Consider the following 13377-nt stretch of genomic DNA (forward strand, 5'->3'; position numbering starts at 1 on the left):
GACGGTAGCCGGCGCATGACCGATATCTCATTGTCCGACCACGCTGTTACCGGGAAGACCGCGCCTCCCGCCGAGGCACGCAGCATGCGGCTGCCGACCCAGTGGCTTGGCGTTGCACCGTTCTTCATCTTCGCCATCATGTTCCTCATCCTGCCCACGCTCTATCTGATGCTGGGTGCATTCCAGAACGATGCCGGCGAATTCACTCTCGAAAACATCGCAGCGCTGGCGCAACCGTCCATCGTTGCCGCCTACTGGATTTCTATCAAGATCAGTCTTGCTTCATCGCTGATTGGCGCATTCGCGGGCCTGGCGATTGCCATTGCCATCGTGCGCGGTGGCCTGCCGGACTGGATACGTTCGGCGACACTGACGTTTTCCGGCGTGGCCTCCAATTTTGCCGGCGTGCCGCTGGCCTTTGCCTTCCTCGCCACGCTCGGCCGCCTCGGCCTTGCGACGGTGATCCTGAACACCGTGTTCGGCCTTAACATCTACGCGCATGGCTTCAACATCCTGTCATTCTGGGGCCTGACACTGACCTATGTCTATTTCCAGATACCGCTGATGGTGGTGATCATCGTGCCAGCCATCGACGGGCTGAAGAAGGAATGGGGCGAGGCAGCCGCGACGCTGGGCGCGACCATGTCCCAGTACTGGCGCATGGTGGTCATTCCGGTGATCTGGCCGAGTTTCCTCGGCACCGTGATCCTGTTGTTCGCCAACGCCTTCGGCGCCATCGCCACCGCCTATGCGCTGACCGGCTCGTCGCTCAACATCGTGCCGATCCTGCTTTATGCACAGATCCGTGGAGATGTGCTGCACAATGCCCATCTCGGCTATGCCATCGCCTTCGGCATGATCGTCATCACCGGTCTTGCCAATGTGTTCTACATCTGGTTCCGGACCCGTTCCGAGAGGTGGCTGAAATGAAGTCGGGAAAGTTCTGGGCCTGGCTCGTCTTCGCTCTTGGCGCGGCCTACTTTTTCATCCCGCTGATCGCGACCGTGGAGTTCTCGATGCGCATGCGGCGCGGGGAGTACTCCTTCGACGCCTACAAGGTCGTGTTGGGCGACGCCCGTTTCCAGGCCACCTTCGGCTATTCGGTACTGGCCGCCGTTTTCACCATCATTCTCGGTGTGCTGATCGTGGTGCCCGCCGCTTATTGGATCCGGCTTCGGCTGCCGCAATTGCGGCCGATCGTCGAGTTCATTACCCTGCTGCCGCTGGTTATCCCAGCCATCGTCATCGTCTTCGGCTACATCAGAATGTACGGGTCGAATTCGCCGCTGCCGTTTCTGGCGACCGATACAGGCACCAATGCCTTGTTGGTCATCGGCTATGCGACACTGGCGCTGCCCTATATGTATCGCGCCGTCGACACCGGGCTTCGCACAATCGACGTGCGCACTTTGACGGAAGCGGCCCAGATCCTTGGGGCTGGCTGGGGCACCATCATCACCCGTGTCATCCTGCCCAACGTGCTGATCGCGGTGCTCTCGGGCGCCTTCCTCACCTTCGCCATCGTCATCGGCGAATTCACCATGGCCAGCCTGCTCAACCGGCCTGCCTTCGGCCCTTATCTGCAGAATATTGGTGCCAACCGCGCCTATGAGCCGGCGGCACTTGCCATCATCGCCTTCGCCATCACCTGGGGCTGCATGTCGCTGATCCAGATACTGTCCCGCTTCGCGCCGAGATCCGCGAACCGTCCCAACTGATCGAAAAGTACTGATCGAAAGAAGAACGCCATGGCCGACCCCTTCCTCTCCATCCAGCACGTTCGAAAATCCTTCGGCGCCACCACGGTCGTGGAGGATTTCAATCTTGACGTCGAGCGTGGTGAATTCGTCTCCTTCCTCGGTCCGTCCGGTTGCGGCAAGACCACCGTGTTGCGCATGGTCGCCGGTTTCGAGGAGCCGAGCGCGGGCACGATCGTCGTCGGCGGCAAGGACATTACGAGGCTGAAGCCCAACCAGCGCAATGTCGGCATGGTGTTCCAGGCCTATGCGCTGTTCCCGAACCTGACCGTGGCGCAGAATATCGGCTTCGGCCTGAAGGTCGCCGGCATGCCGAGGGCCGATATCGATGCCCGCGTCGCCGAGATGCTCGGCATCATCAAGCTGCCGCAGATGGCGGATCGCTATCCCTACCAGCTCTCGGGCGGCCAGCAGCAACGCATCGCGCTGGCCCGCGCCATCGCGCCGAAGCCGAAGCTCTTGCTGCTCGACGAGCCGCTGTCGGCGCTCGATGCCAAGGTGCGTGTGTCGCTGCGCGAGGAAATCCGCTCGATCCAGAAGAAGCTCGGCATCACAACCATTTTCGTGACGCACGACCAGGAAGAGGCGCTGTCGATCTCCGACCGCATCGCCGTCATGTATGGCGGGAAGGCCGAGCAGGTCGGCACGCCGTTCGAGATCTACAACCGCCCGGCGACCAAGTTTGTCGCCAATTTCGTCGGCACCCTGAACGTGCTGGAAGGCACCGTCACCGATGCGGCTGCAGGCACGGTGCGGGTCAATTCCGAACAGGTCTCGCTTAAGGGCAAGCTCAACGGTTCCAAGTCAGGCGACACGCTGTCGCTGGCGTTGCGGCCTGAGGCAATCTCGCTCGGACGACAGCCCGGCCGCGATTCCAGCCTTTCGGGAGAGATATCCGAGGTGCATTTCCTCGGCTCGGTCATCCGGGTTCGTGTCGGCATCGGCGGCAACACGGTCTCGCTCGACACCTTCAACAGCCCGGCGACACCGCCCCCCGCAGTCGGTGAAAAGGCCGAGATCTCGTTCTCGTCGAGCGATATGCTGGTGCTTCACTAGGCTGATGCGCTTGTTCAAAATGAATGGCTGCATCCCGGTCTGCGAAGAGGGGAGGATGCTTCCGTCCGCGTGGCATGGGCTGCAATGCAGGGTTTAAGCGAGCCCTCTATCGGTGATTTCGATGTCAGTGCGGTCGGCGCATTTGTCGATTTGGCAGGGCATCGGCGGAAGGCAATTCGAGGCATATTCCCATCGGCTCGAGCTTGCTGGCCAATCAACAGTTTCCAGCCGCTTTGCCACTGCCAGCGTCTCGCTTCCCGGCTATAACAGGCCATGGCGCTTTTCGAACTGACACTCGTTCTGCTGTTGATCGCCGTTGCGCTGACGGCGCTGTCGCGGCGCGTGCAGGTTCCCTATCCCTCTTTGCTGGCGCTGGCAGGGGTGGCCATCGCCTTCGTGCCTGGCGTCCCGACCATAGAGATCGATCCGGAACTGGCGCTAGCCCTGTTCATCGCGCCGGTGCTGCTCGATGCCGCCTATGATACCTCGCTGCGCGATCTCAACCGCTACAGGGTGCCGCTTGTGCTGCTGGCGCTTGGCGCCGTCCTTTTCACGACAGCGACGGTTGCGCTGGCCGGCTGGGCGATGGCAGGCCTGCCGATCGCCGCAGCCATAGCGCTTGGCGCCATCGTGGCGCCGCCCGATGCGGTTGCGGCATCGGCCGTGCTTGGCCAGTTCAAGGTGCCGCACCGCATCACTGCCATTCTGCAGGGCGAGAGCCTGCTCAACGACGCCACCGCGTTGCTGATTTACCGGATGGCGATTTCGGCGGCAGCAGGTTCCATTCTGCTGAGCAGCGCCGTTCCGATGATCCTGCTTTCCACGCTCGGCAGTCTTGCGGCCGGCTACCTGCTTGGCCGGGTGTCTCTGATAACGCTGGGCCGGATCGAGGACCCGGCGAGCGGCACCGTGGTGCAATTTGCCGGCACATTCGGGGTCTGGATCCTGGCCGACAGGCTCGGCCTTTCGGCCATCATCACCATCGTCGTCTATGCCATGACGATCGCCCGCACCGCGCCGCGCCGCATGCCGGCCAGAAACCGCATCAGCTCTTATTCGGTCTGGGAAACGGCGGTCTTCGTGCTCAATGTGCTGGCCTTCGTGCTGATGGGCCTGCAGGCGCGTACGATCGTCGGCCGGCTTGCCGGGCAGGGGCAAACCGATGTGTTCGTCCTGGCCGGAACAGTGCTTGCCATCGTCATCGTTTCACGCCTCATCTGGGTGCTGGGGTGCGGCGCGATCATCAGGTGGTTTGGCCGCTTCGGCGTAGCTGATCGTCAGCGTGACGCTCCGTCGTTTCGTGGCGGCGTGCTGATCGGCTGGTGCGGGATGCGCGGTTTGGTGACGCTTGCGGCGGCATTCGCCCTGCCGGCTGAATTCCCGGCCCGCGACCCGATCGTGCTCGCTGCCTTCACGGTCGTGCTCGGCACGCTGGTGCTGCAAGGCATGAGCCTGAAGCCGCTGCTGCGCCTGCTAAATCTCGACCCTGACGAAACGGTCGACCGCGAGGTTGCGCAGGCACGCGTCGTGGTCATGCAGGCCGCGCTCGACATATTGGGCGGCAAGACATCGGACGCGGCGGCCGCGGTGCGCGAGCAATATGCCGCTCAACGCAAGATCGCCAAAAATCCCGACGATGCCCAGGCAGCGACCGAATATGACCGCTTGCGTCTTTATGCGATCAAGAGCCAGCGCGACGCGCTGGAGGAATTGCGCCGCAACGGGACGATTGGCGACGAAGCCTATCATCGCCTTGAGGAAGAGATCGACTGGACCGAACTGGCGGCGTCGCCACCCGGCCGGTTCCAGCCGCTGAATACATAAGGCATCGCACGCCGTTTTCCGGCGCACGGAAGATACCGAAGTGCTTCGGGATCGGTGCATGATCCCGGTGAAGCAAGGCTGGTCCAAGCCACGTCCATTCTCCTGCACATTGCAACCGTGGCATCGAACCGCTACTGCCAACACGAAATTGAGCCGGATAAGCAATGAAGCTGGTCAGCTACAACATCCAGTACGGGTTCGGCGGCGACGGCCGCTACGATCTTTCGCGCGCCGCGCGCATCGTTGCCGGCGCCGACATCATTGCGCTTCAAGAGGTGGAGCGGAATTGGCAGCGCAGCAATTTCGATGATCAGCCGGAGCTGCTTTCCCGTCTGCTGCCCGAACATCACTGGGTTTACGGCCCGGCCTTCGACATGGATGCCAGCGAAAGGCGCGACGGCCGTCTGGTCAATCGGCGCCGCCAGTTCGGCACCATGGTGCTGTCGAAACTGCCGATCGTCTGGTCGCGGCTGCATGCGCTGCCGATGCGCCGCACGCAGCGGCCGCTCAACACCCGCAACGCCGCGCTTGAATGCATGATCCGCACGCCGGCAGGGCCGGTGCGGGTGTTGTCGCTGCATCTCGCCCACATCGCGGCCGAGGAGCGGCTGGAGCAGATCGACTATCTCTTGGCCGAGCATCGCCGGGCACCGTCCGATGGCGGGCCGTGGAGCGGCGTCGACGACGAGCCCACGCGCAACTGGACCAGCGGCGAAGCGGAACCGGAAAACCCGCTGGCGGCGATCTGGATGGGTGATTTCAACACGGAGCCGGGCAGCGCCGAATATCGCCGCATCGTCGGCAGCACGCCCTACCATCGGGGTGCCGCCTATCTTGATGGTTTCGTCGATGCCGCCGCCGTTGCCGGGGAGCCGGTTCCGGACTTCCACACCCATGTGAAGACCATCGACGGCAAGCTGGCAAAGCGCCGGCTCGACCATTGTTTCGTCGGCGGCATGTTCGCCGGGCGGGTGCGTTCGATCAGTGCCGACATCGGCGAGGTTGCGTCGGATCATTTTCCGCTGCGGGTCGACATCGACCTGGAAACGCCCGGAATTGCCACATGACGCTTTTCGTCTTCTTCGCAGTGCTTGCCGCCGCCGCCATGCACGCGATCTGGAACGCGCTGGTCAAGGTCCATCTCGACCGCTTCCTGTCGATCACGCTGATGACGCTCGGCATGGGCGCTGCGGCCCTCGTGGTGCTGCCTTTCGTCGAAGTGCCGAAGGCGGAAGTGTGGCCCTACATCATCGCCTCGGTCATTTTCCACATGGGCTACCGGACGTTCCTGATCGGCGCCTACAAGGCCGGCGATTTCGCACAGACCTATCCGCTGGCGCGGGGCACAGCACCTCTGCTCTCGGCCTTTGGAGGCATGTTCGTCGTTGCCGAAATCCCCGGCCCGTTCGCCATGCTCGGCATCTTCCTGTTGTCGGCCGGCACGCTGGTGATGTCGTTTCGCGGCGGCGCGCATCTGGAGAAGCTCAATCTGCGCGCGGTCGGCTTCGCGCTGGGCACCTCTATCTTCATCGCCAGCTACACGCTGTCCGACGGTAGCGGCGCGCGGCTGGCGGCAACCGCGCAGAGCTATGCAGCCTGGCTGTTCATCTGCGATGCTTTTGGCGCCTTGGTGCTGTGCCTCATCTTCCGCGGGCCGAAGGCGCTGCCGGTGCTGGCGCGCGACTGGAAGGCAGGGCTGTTCACCGGCGTGCTCAGCGGTGCCGCCTACTGGATCGTCATGTGGGCGATGACCAAGGCGCCGATCGCTTCGGTGGCATCGCTGCGTGAAACCTCGATCCTGTTTGCCATGATGATCTCGGTCTTCGCTCTCGGCGAAAAAATGACCGGCTGGCGCGGTGCTGCCGCGCTCAGCATCGTGGCCGGCGTCGTCGCGCTGAGGCTTGGTTAGGCGCCGCTCAGGTCAGGACCGTCATCACCTGGCCACGTCGTTCCGGGCTGAAGCGGATGACGATGATGATGCAGACGGCGACCACGCCTGCGAACAGCGCCAGGGCATAGCCATAGCTGCCTCCGGCGCTTTCAGCGATTCCTGCTTGATAGGGGCCGCCATAGGACGCGGCGAGATTGCCCGCCTGATAGATAAAGCCGGGCAAGGTCGCCCGCACCGCGCCGGGCGAAAGCTCGTTGAGGTGCACGGGGATGACGCCCCAGGCACCCTGGACCGCGACCTGCATGACGAAGGCGCCGATGGCGAGCATGAACGGCGTGGTCGAGTAGGCCCATAGCGGGATGGACGGCAAGGCGATCAGGCATGCCAGCGTGATGGCGTTGACGCGGCCGATCTTCTCCGACAGCGCGCCGAAGGCCAGGCCGCCGACGATGGCGCCGATATTGGCGACAATGGTGATCCAGCTCACCGTATGCGGATCGAAGCCATGCTGCTTCTTCAGGAAGGTCGGATAAAGATCCTGCGTGCCATGGCTGAAGAAATTGAAGAACATCATCAGCACGACGGCATAGAGCGCGACGCCCCAGTGTTTCTGCAGGGTTTCCCACATGCCCGGTCTCGCGGTCTTCTGCGCTTCGACGAAGGCCGGCGATTCCGGCACATGCGAGCGGATGAAGAGCACGATCAGCGCCGGCACGAAGCTGAGCAGGAACATGGCACGCCAGCCGATCGTGTAGCCGCCGATCGTCTGCTGATAGAGCAGACCATAGACCACCGCCGCCAGCAGATAGCCGGCCGGATAGCCGCATTGCAGGATGCCGGAGACCATGCCGCGTGCGCTCGGCGGAATGGACTCCATGGCCAGCGAACTGCCAAGCCCCCATTCGCCGCCCATGGCGATGCCGAACAAAGCACGCAGGGCGAGGAACATGCCGAGATTGGGCGAGAAGGCGGCCAGCGCGCCAATCACCGAATAGCTGACGATGTTGAGCATGAGGATCGGCTTGCGCCCGTATTTGTCGGCAAGCATGCCGAAGAAGAACGCGCCGATGAAGCGTGTCGCCAAGGTCAGGAACAGCGCCTTGGAGACCGCGGGCACGTCGGCGTGGAATTCGGTCGCGATATCGGTGAGCAGGAATGTCAGAAGGAAGAAATCGAAAGCATCGAGCGTCCAGCCCAGGAATGAGGCAAGGACGGTCTTCTTCTGCTGCGAATTAAGGGGCAAATCTTCCTCCATCATCATCGATGGGGGGAATTATCGGCCAGTTCAGGGAAGACCGGTGGTCACGTTTTCGCGTGGCTCATTTGATCGAACGCCCGCAGGAATGGCGGAAGGTGCGATGAGACCGACCGGTGCCATCTGTCGATGAACTCGATCGTGGCTTGAGGGTAGGTTTAGATTTCGAGATCAAACACCAGCAGTCCGTCCGTGCCGCCTTCCAGGGCAGCGACCAGGCGCGCGCCGGCGCGCTGGTGCGCTTCATGCACAAGATAGGCATCGCGCGCGGCAGCATCGCGGAAATCGATGGTGAAGCCGTGGGTGAAGCCGCGTGCGAACGGCTCCGGGCTGACATTGGCGCTGAATTTTACTGCGTCCATGCCGTCGATCACCTGTCGCAGCGCCTCGAGATCGGCATGGATCGCCGTGCGCTCGGTGGCGTCGACATCGTTGCGCAGCTTGACGAAAACACAGTGCCTGATCATGTCTTACTCCTCAGTGGCTAAGCAGCCCGGTTTCCGGAAAACACCGCCGGCGGCAGCGGCTCGCGGCCAAGGACCAGGTCGGCGCCCTTTTCACCGACCATGATGGTCGGCGCATTGGTGTTGGATGAAGGCACGCGCGGCATCACCGAGGCGTCGCAGACGCGCAGGCCCTCGATGCCGCGCAGCCGCAGATCCGGCGTCACGACAGCCATATCATCATGGCCCATGCGGCAGGTGCCGACCGGATGGTGGTCGGTCTTGGAACTGCGGCAGGCATAGTCGAACAGCTCGTCGTCGCTGGCGAGTGACGGGCCGGGCAGCACCTCGCGCAGCACGTAAGGGGCAAGCGCCTTCTGCCGCATGATCTCGCGGGCCAGCCGCAGCCCCTTGATCGACATGGCGCGGTCATAGGGATCGGACCAATAGTTCGGATCGATCAGCGGGTGGTCGGCCGGGTCGGCACTCTTCAGCCGCACCGTGCCGCGCGAACGCGGACGCAGGAAAGCCGAGTTCAGGGTGACGCCAGGGTTTTTCAGCTTCTCGACGCCGGCTTCGATGCCGGAACCCAAGCCGAGATGAAACTGGATGTCGGGCGAGGCGGCGGTCGGGTCGGCGTACCAGAAGCCGCCGGTCTCGAACAGGCTGGAGGCCACCGGCCCTTTCTTCAGCAGCAGATACTGCAGGCCGGCCCAGGCCGTGCGGTGCAGCTTGGCGTAGTTGTCATAGGTGTGATCGCCCGTACATTCGGCGATGACGAACAGATCAAGATGGTCCTGCATGTTGGAGCCGACGCCGGGCAGGTCGTGCACCGGCGTGACGCCGACCGACTTCAGATGGTCGGCGGGGCCGATGCCCGACTGCATCAAGAGTTTCGGCGAGCCGATGGCGCCGGACGAGACGATCACCTCGCGCTCGGCGCGCAGGATTTTCTTCTCGCCGCCCGGTCTGTCGACAATTTCGACGCCGATGGCGCGGCCCTTCTGGACGACGATGCGCGTCACCAGCACATCGGTTCGGACGGTCAGGTTCTTGCGGGCGCGGATCGGCCTCAAATAGGCGACTGAAGCGGACGAGCGCCGGGCATCCTTCTGGGTCAGCTGGTAATAGCCGACGCCTTCTTGGGCAGCGCCGTTGAAGTCCGGGTTGAAGGGGATGCCCATCTGCTGCCCGGCACGGAAATAGGCCTCGCAGATCGGCAGCGGCGCAATCGGGTTCGAGACGCCGAGCGGGCCCTGGTCACCGTGAAAATCGTTGGCGTAGCGCTGGTTGTTCTCAGCGCGCTTGAAATAGGGCAATACATCGCGATAGCCCCAGCCGGCGAGGCCTTCTTCCTTCTCCCAGTCGTCGTAGTCGCGGGCGTTGCCGCGCGTGTAGATCTGGGCATTGATGGACGAGCCGCCGCCGACCACCTTAGCCTGCGTGTACCAGAAGACGCGGTCCTTCATATGACTCTGCGGCACGGTCGACCAGCCCCAGGAAGCAATACCCTTGGTCATCTTGGCAAAGCCGGCAGGCATGTGGATATAGGGATGCCAGTCCTTGCCGCCGGCTTCCAGCAGCAGGACCGAATTTGCCGGATCCTCGCTCAATCGGTTGGCCAGAACGCAGCCGGCCGGACCGGCGCCCACGATGATGTAGTCGGTCATGACACTGTCCACTTATAGTCGCGGCACGGAGAGGGCGCCATCGACATTGATGATCGAGCCGGTCGAAAAGCCGAGCCTGCCGCCGGCGAGCGTCGCCACCACCGCACCGATGTCCGATGCTTCGCCCCAGCGTTTGGCCGGCACCAGTCCACTGTCGATGAGGGCATCGTATTTGGCGGTCACGCCTGAAGTCATGTCGGTGCGGATGATGCCGGGCCGCACCTCGAACACGCCGATGTTTTCGGGCGCCAACCGCAGCGCCAGGTTCTTCACCCACATCGAAAGCCCGGCTTTCGAGATGCAGTAATCCGGTCGCTCCGACGATGCCATTTCGGCGCTGACCGAGGTGATGGTGATGATCGACCTCTGGTGATCGCCTGGCGCAGCCAGCATCGCCTTGGCGACGGCCTGGCTGAGGAAGACGGTGCCGCGCAGATTGATGCCCAGCGTGCGGTCGAAATTCTCCGGCTTGAGGTCCAAGAGGTCACCGCGCACCACGGCGCCGATGCCGGCATTGTTGACCAGGCAGTCGATACGGCCGAAGGCGCGCATCGCGGCATCGACAAGTGCGGTGTGGCTGGCGAGATCGGCGATGTCGCAACGGACATAGGCGAACTTCGCGCCACGCTTGGTGATGTCGGTGGCAAGTCCATCAGCGGCTGTTTCGGCAAGATCTGCGATCAGAATATCGAAGCCGACATCCGCCAACGCCTGGGCGCAGGCAAGGCCGATGCCGCGCGCGCCGCCGGTGACGATGGCGGAGGGGCGGGTCATGCGGCGAGGTCCGTCTTATGGATGTGATCGGCGACACGCAGCGCCTGCGCGGCGATCGACAATGCCGGATTGACCGCCGCCGAGTTCGGCAGGAAGCCGGCGTCAACGACAAACAGGTTCCGGTGATCGAATGAGCGGCAGAACGGATCGAGCGCCGCCGTCGCCGGATCGTCGCCCATCTTTATCGTGCCGCATTGGTGCGACGGCGTGCGCTTGTCGAAGGGGCGCGAGAGAACGATGGGATAACCGCAGGCGCGGAAGTTTTCGCGCATCACCTTGGTCAGCCCGTCGAGCGATTGCATGTTGGAGCGCCGCCATTGCATGACGATGTCCTTGCCATCAACCATGATGCGGCTTTCGGGATCCGGCAGGTCCTCGCACATCAGGTACCAGTCGACGGCGTGGCCGGCCATGAAATCAAGCGCGAATTTTGGCGTGTACCTGACATTGGCCTGCAGCATGTTGCCGTCGATCTTGCCGAGCAGCTGGACGTTGCCGAGCGGCTTGCCGCCCTTGCCGCCGGACAGGTAATAGTCGTTCAGCATCAGCGTCTTCTGGTACACGGCATCGTTGCGGCGGCGCGGGTCGATCGCCAGCATGGCGCTCGAATTGTGGTTCATGAAATTGCGGCCGACCTGGTCGGACCGGTTGGCCAGGCCTTTGCCATCAGGAGAGGGCGAGCGCAGCAGGATGACTGCGGAATTGACCGCGCCGGCTGAGAGGATGACCAGCTTCGGTGATACTTTCTTCAACTCGCCATTCTGGCGGTAGTGAATGGCTGATATCGTCGTGCCGTCCGCCGAGGCTTCGAGATATTCGACGCAAGCGCCAGTCTCGAGCCGAATGTTCTGGTCGGTCAGCGCCGCCGTCAGCGGACCGGTCTGCGCGTCGACCTTGCCCTGGCCGGTGTTCGGGAAAGCATCCCAGCCGGTCTTGCCCTCTTTCAGCCAGGTGTCGATGTCGACACCGAGCGGCAGCGAGGCCGGATGCAGGCCAAGGTTTTTCAGCTCGGCGCGGGCGCGGGCGATGGGCGCCTCGTCAGGCACCGGCTTGTAGGCGTAGGGGATCGAATGGAACGGCTCGGTCGGATCCTCGCCCAGCGTGCCGCGCACGCGAAACAGCTGTTCGGCTTTCGAATACCAGGGCTCGAATTCCTCATAGGAAAACGGCCATGCCGGCGAGACGCCGCCAAAGTGCTCCATGGCGGCGAAATCTTCCTTGCGGTAGCGGATCAGCACCGCGCCATAGAACTTCGAATTGCCGCCGACATAGTAGTAATTGCCGGGGTTGAAGGCGGCACCACCGGCCTCACGCCACATCTCCTTCGGCCTGTAATGGCCGTCGACAAAGATCGAGCGTGTGTCGCGCGCGTGCGGTGTCGCCGGCAACGGCTCGCCGCGTTCCAGCATCAGGATCGAGGCGCCGCTGCCGGCAAGGCCGGAGGCGATCGTGGCGCCGCCGATGCCGGAGCCGATGATGACGATGTCCGGATTTGTCATGGCCTAAATCGCGTCCCGACGCGCTTTAGTTTCTTGTTTTGATGCATGTCGTTGCCCCAAAACCGGATCCACTTTTGGGCGACATACATTAGCGAATACGGGTCTCGGTCGCCGGATCGAAGAACACCGCCTTGGTCAGGTTGAAGGCGAGCGGCGTGTTGGTGCCCGGCTGGATGTTGGCGTCGGCGCGCAGCCGCGCCACCACGCCCTTGCCGCCGAGATTGGTGACGGCGAAGGTATCCGAGCCGGCCGGTTCGACGACCTCGATGTGACAGTCTGCGGTTGCGATGTGCGAGGCGTTGCGCTCGGCACCTTCCGGATCGGTCAGGGCTTCGGGGCGGACACCGAAGATGATCGGCTTGCCCTGGAATGCCGACAGGCCCGCCGGCGCATTGGCCATCGGCAGCGAGATCGGCTCGCGCGCCTCGCGCTGCAGCACGACCGACAGCGCATTGCCTGACGTGCCGATGGTCGCCGGGATCAGGTTCATCGCCGGCGAGCCCATGAAATCGGCGACGAAGAGATTGCTCGGATTGTTGTAAATTTCGGCCGGCGTACCGAACTGCTGCACCTCGCCATCCCGCATGACCGCGATCTCAGTGGCCAGCGTCATCGCCTCGATCTGGTCGTGTGTGACGTAGACGATGGTGGTGCCGGTGGTGGCGTGCAGGCGCTTGATTTCGATGCGCATGTCGACGCGCAGCTTGGCGTCGAGGTTGGACAATGGCTCGTCGAAAAGGAACAGTTTTGGGTCGCGTACCAGCGCCCGGCCCATGGCGACGCGCTGGCGCTGACCGCCCGAAAGCTGGCTCGGCTTGCGCTGCAGCAGATGACCGATCTGCAGCACCTTCGCCACCTTGTCGATGGCCTTCTGGCGCTCCGCCGCCGGCACGCCGCGCATCTCCATGCCGAAGGAGATGTTTCCGGCCACCGTCATGTTGGGGTAGAGCGCGTAGCTCTGGAAAACCATGGCGATGTCGCGCTTGGAGGGATGCAGATCGTTGATCGTGCGGCCATCGACGCGGATTTCGCCCGAGGTGATCGTCTCCAGGCCGGCGATGGTGTTGAGCAACGTCGACTTGCCGCAGCCGGAAGGGCCGACCAGCACCAGGAAGCCGCCTTTCTCGAGTTCGAGATCGATCCCTTTGAGGATCTCGACCTGGCCGAAGCGCTTTCTCAGACCATCAATTTCCAGAAAAGCCATCAGA

Annotated in this window: 12 protein-coding genes; 6 read left to right on the forward strand and 6 right to left on the reverse strand. The window is 63.1% G+C overall.

All coding sequences use genetic code 11. The annotated features are described in order from the left end of the window. The first annotated feature begins 15 nt into the window (after positions 1–15). The 6 genes from NKI66_RS11035 to NKI66_RS11060 all read left to right on the forward strand — a co-directional run bounded on the left by NKI66_RS11035 (position 16) and on the right by NKI66_RS11060 (position 6546). A complete protein-coding gene (locus NKI66_RS11035) occupies positions 16–930 on the forward strand; it encodes an ABC transporter permease (RefSeq protein ID WP_023810098.1) in 915 nt (304 codons plus the stop codon). Beyond that, positions 927–1718 carry an ABC transporter permease gene (locus tag NKI66_RS11040; protein ID WP_023759707.1) on the forward strand — a complete coding sequence of 264 codons (792 nt, stop codon included), beginning with the start codon at positions 927–929 and terminating at the stop codon, positions 1716–1718. Before NKI66_RS11035 ends, NKI66_RS11040 begins: the two co-directional genes overlap by 4 nt. A 30-nt stretch (positions 1719–1748) precedes the next feature. Further along, positions 1749–2813 (forward strand): ABC transporter ATP-binding protein, encoded by a 1065-nt coding sequence (locus NKI66_RS11045; protein WP_023810097.1) that lies wholly within the window; start codon positions 1749–1751, stop codon positions 2811–2813. 273 nt (positions 2814–3086) lie between these two features. After that, positions 3087–4637 (forward strand): cation:proton antiporter, encoded by a 1551-nt coding sequence (locus tag NKI66_RS11050; RefSeq protein ID WP_352722267.1) that lies wholly within the window; start codon positions 3087–3089, stop codon positions 4635–4637. A 164-nt stretch (positions 4638–4801) separates the two neighbouring features. Beyond that, the gene (locus NKI66_RS11055; protein WP_352722265.1) at positions 4802–5704 is read left to right on the forward strand and encodes an endonuclease/exonuclease/phosphatase family protein; all 903 of its coding nucleotides are present in this window, start codon (positions 4802–4804) and stop codon (positions 5702–5704) included. Next, positions 5701–6546 (forward strand): EamA family transporter, encoded by an 846-nt coding sequence (locus NKI66_RS11060; RefSeq protein ID WP_013529691.1) that lies wholly within the window; start codon positions 5701–5703, stop codon positions 6544–6546. The genes NKI66_RS11055 and NKI66_RS11060 overlap by 4 nt, the downstream gene beginning before the upstream one ends. A gap of 7 nt (positions 6547–6553) precedes the next feature. Here the strand turns inward: NKI66_RS11060 and NKI66_RS11065 are convergent, their stop codons facing one another. The 6 genes from NKI66_RS11065 to NKI66_RS11090 all read right to left on the reverse strand — a co-directional run bounded on the left by NKI66_RS11065 (position 6554) and on the right by NKI66_RS11090 (position 13373). Then, positions 6554–7789 carry an MFS transporter gene (locus NKI66_RS11065; RefSeq protein WP_128303140.1) on the reverse strand — a complete coding sequence of 412 codons (1236 nt, stop codon included), beginning with the start codon at positions 7787–7789 and terminating at the stop codon, positions 6554–6556. A 152-nt stretch (positions 7790–7941) separates the two neighbouring features. Then, the gene (locus NKI66_RS11070; RefSeq protein ID WP_023810093.1) at positions 7942–8250 is read right to left on the reverse strand and encodes a Dabb family protein; all 309 of its coding nucleotides are present in this window, start codon (positions 8248–8250) and stop codon (positions 7942–7944) included. A 17-nt stretch (positions 8251–8267) separates the two neighbouring features. Further along, the gene (locus NKI66_RS11075; protein ID WP_023810092.1) at positions 8268–9896 is read right to left on the reverse strand and encodes a GMC family oxidoreductase; all 1629 of its coding nucleotides are present in this window, start codon (positions 9894–9896) and stop codon (positions 8268–8270) included. 12 nt (positions 9897–9908) lie between these two features. Continuing rightward, positions 9909–10670 (reverse strand): 3-ketoacyl-ACP reductase, encoded by a 762-nt coding sequence (locus tag NKI66_RS11080; RefSeq protein WP_128303139.1) that lies wholly within the window; start codon positions 10668–10670, stop codon positions 9909–9911. Next, entirely contained in the window at positions 10667–12169 is a 1503-nt protein-coding gene (locus NKI66_RS11085) for a GMC oxidoreductase (RefSeq protein ID WP_128303138.1), read from the reverse strand. The genes NKI66_RS11080 and NKI66_RS11085 overlap by 4 nt, the downstream gene beginning before the upstream one ends. An 88-nt stretch (positions 12170–12257) precedes the next feature. Then, complete coding sequence (locus NKI66_RS11090; protein WP_352751619.1) at positions 12258–13373, reverse strand: ABC transporter ATP-binding protein; 1116 nt, start codon at positions 13371–13373, stop codon at positions 12258–12260. Positions 13374–13377: the final 4 nt, after the last annotated feature.

The sequence above is a fragment of the Mesorhizobium sp. M0518 genome, assembly GCF_040321125.1.
Classification (GTDB): Bacteria; Pseudomonadota; Alphaproteobacteria; order Rhizobiales; family Rhizobiaceae; genus Mesorhizobium.

Excerpts from the sequence above, each read along its gene's own strand:
- NKI66_RS11035 (WP_023810098.1), top strand. The coding sequence starts at position 16 with ATGACCGATATCTCATTGTCCGACCACGCTGTTACCGGGAAGACCGCG.
- NKI66_RS11075 (WP_023810092.1), bottom strand. The coding sequence starts at position 9,896 with ATGACCGACTACATCATCGTGGGCGCCGGTCCGGCCGGCTGCGTTCTG.
- NKI66_RS11090 (WP_352751619.1), bottom strand. The coding sequence starts at position 13,373 with ATGGCTTTTCTGGAAATTGATGGTCTGAGAAAGCGCTTCGGCCAGGTC.
- NKI66_RS11045 (WP_023810097.1), top strand. The coding sequence starts at position 1,749 with ATGGCCGACCCCTTCCTCTCCATCCAGCACGTTCGAAAATCCTTCGGC.
- NKI66_RS11080 (WP_128303139.1), bottom strand. The coding sequence starts at position 10,670 with ATGACCCGCCCCTCCGCCATCGTCACCGGCGGCGCGCGCGGCATCGGC.
- NKI66_RS11065 (WP_128303140.1), bottom strand. The coding sequence starts at position 7,789 with ATGATGATGGAGGAAGATTTGCCCCTTAATTCGCAGCAGAAGAAGACC.
- NKI66_RS11085 (WP_128303138.1), bottom strand. The coding sequence starts at position 12,169 with ATGACAAATCCGGACATCGTCATCATCGGCTCCGGCATCGGCGGCGCC.
- NKI66_RS11050 (WP_352722267.1), top strand. The coding sequence starts at position 3,087 with ATGGCGCTTTTCGAACTGACACTCGTTCTGCTGTTGATCGCCGTTGCG.
- NKI66_RS11040 (WP_023759707.1), top strand. The coding sequence starts at position 927 with ATGAAGTCGGGAAAGTTCTGGGCCTGGCTCGTCTTCGCTCTTGGCGCG.
- NKI66_RS11055 (WP_352722265.1), top strand. The coding sequence starts at position 4,802 with ATGAAGCTGGTCAGCTACAACATCCAGTACGGGTTCGGCGGCGACGGC.
- NKI66_RS11070 (WP_023810093.1), bottom strand. The coding sequence starts at position 8,250 with ATGATCAGGCACTGTGTTTTCGTCAAGCTGCGCAACGATGTCGACGCC.
- NKI66_RS11060 (WP_013529691.1), top strand. The coding sequence starts at position 5,701 with ATGACGCTTTTCGTCTTCTTCGCAGTGCTTGCCGCCGCCGCCATGCAC.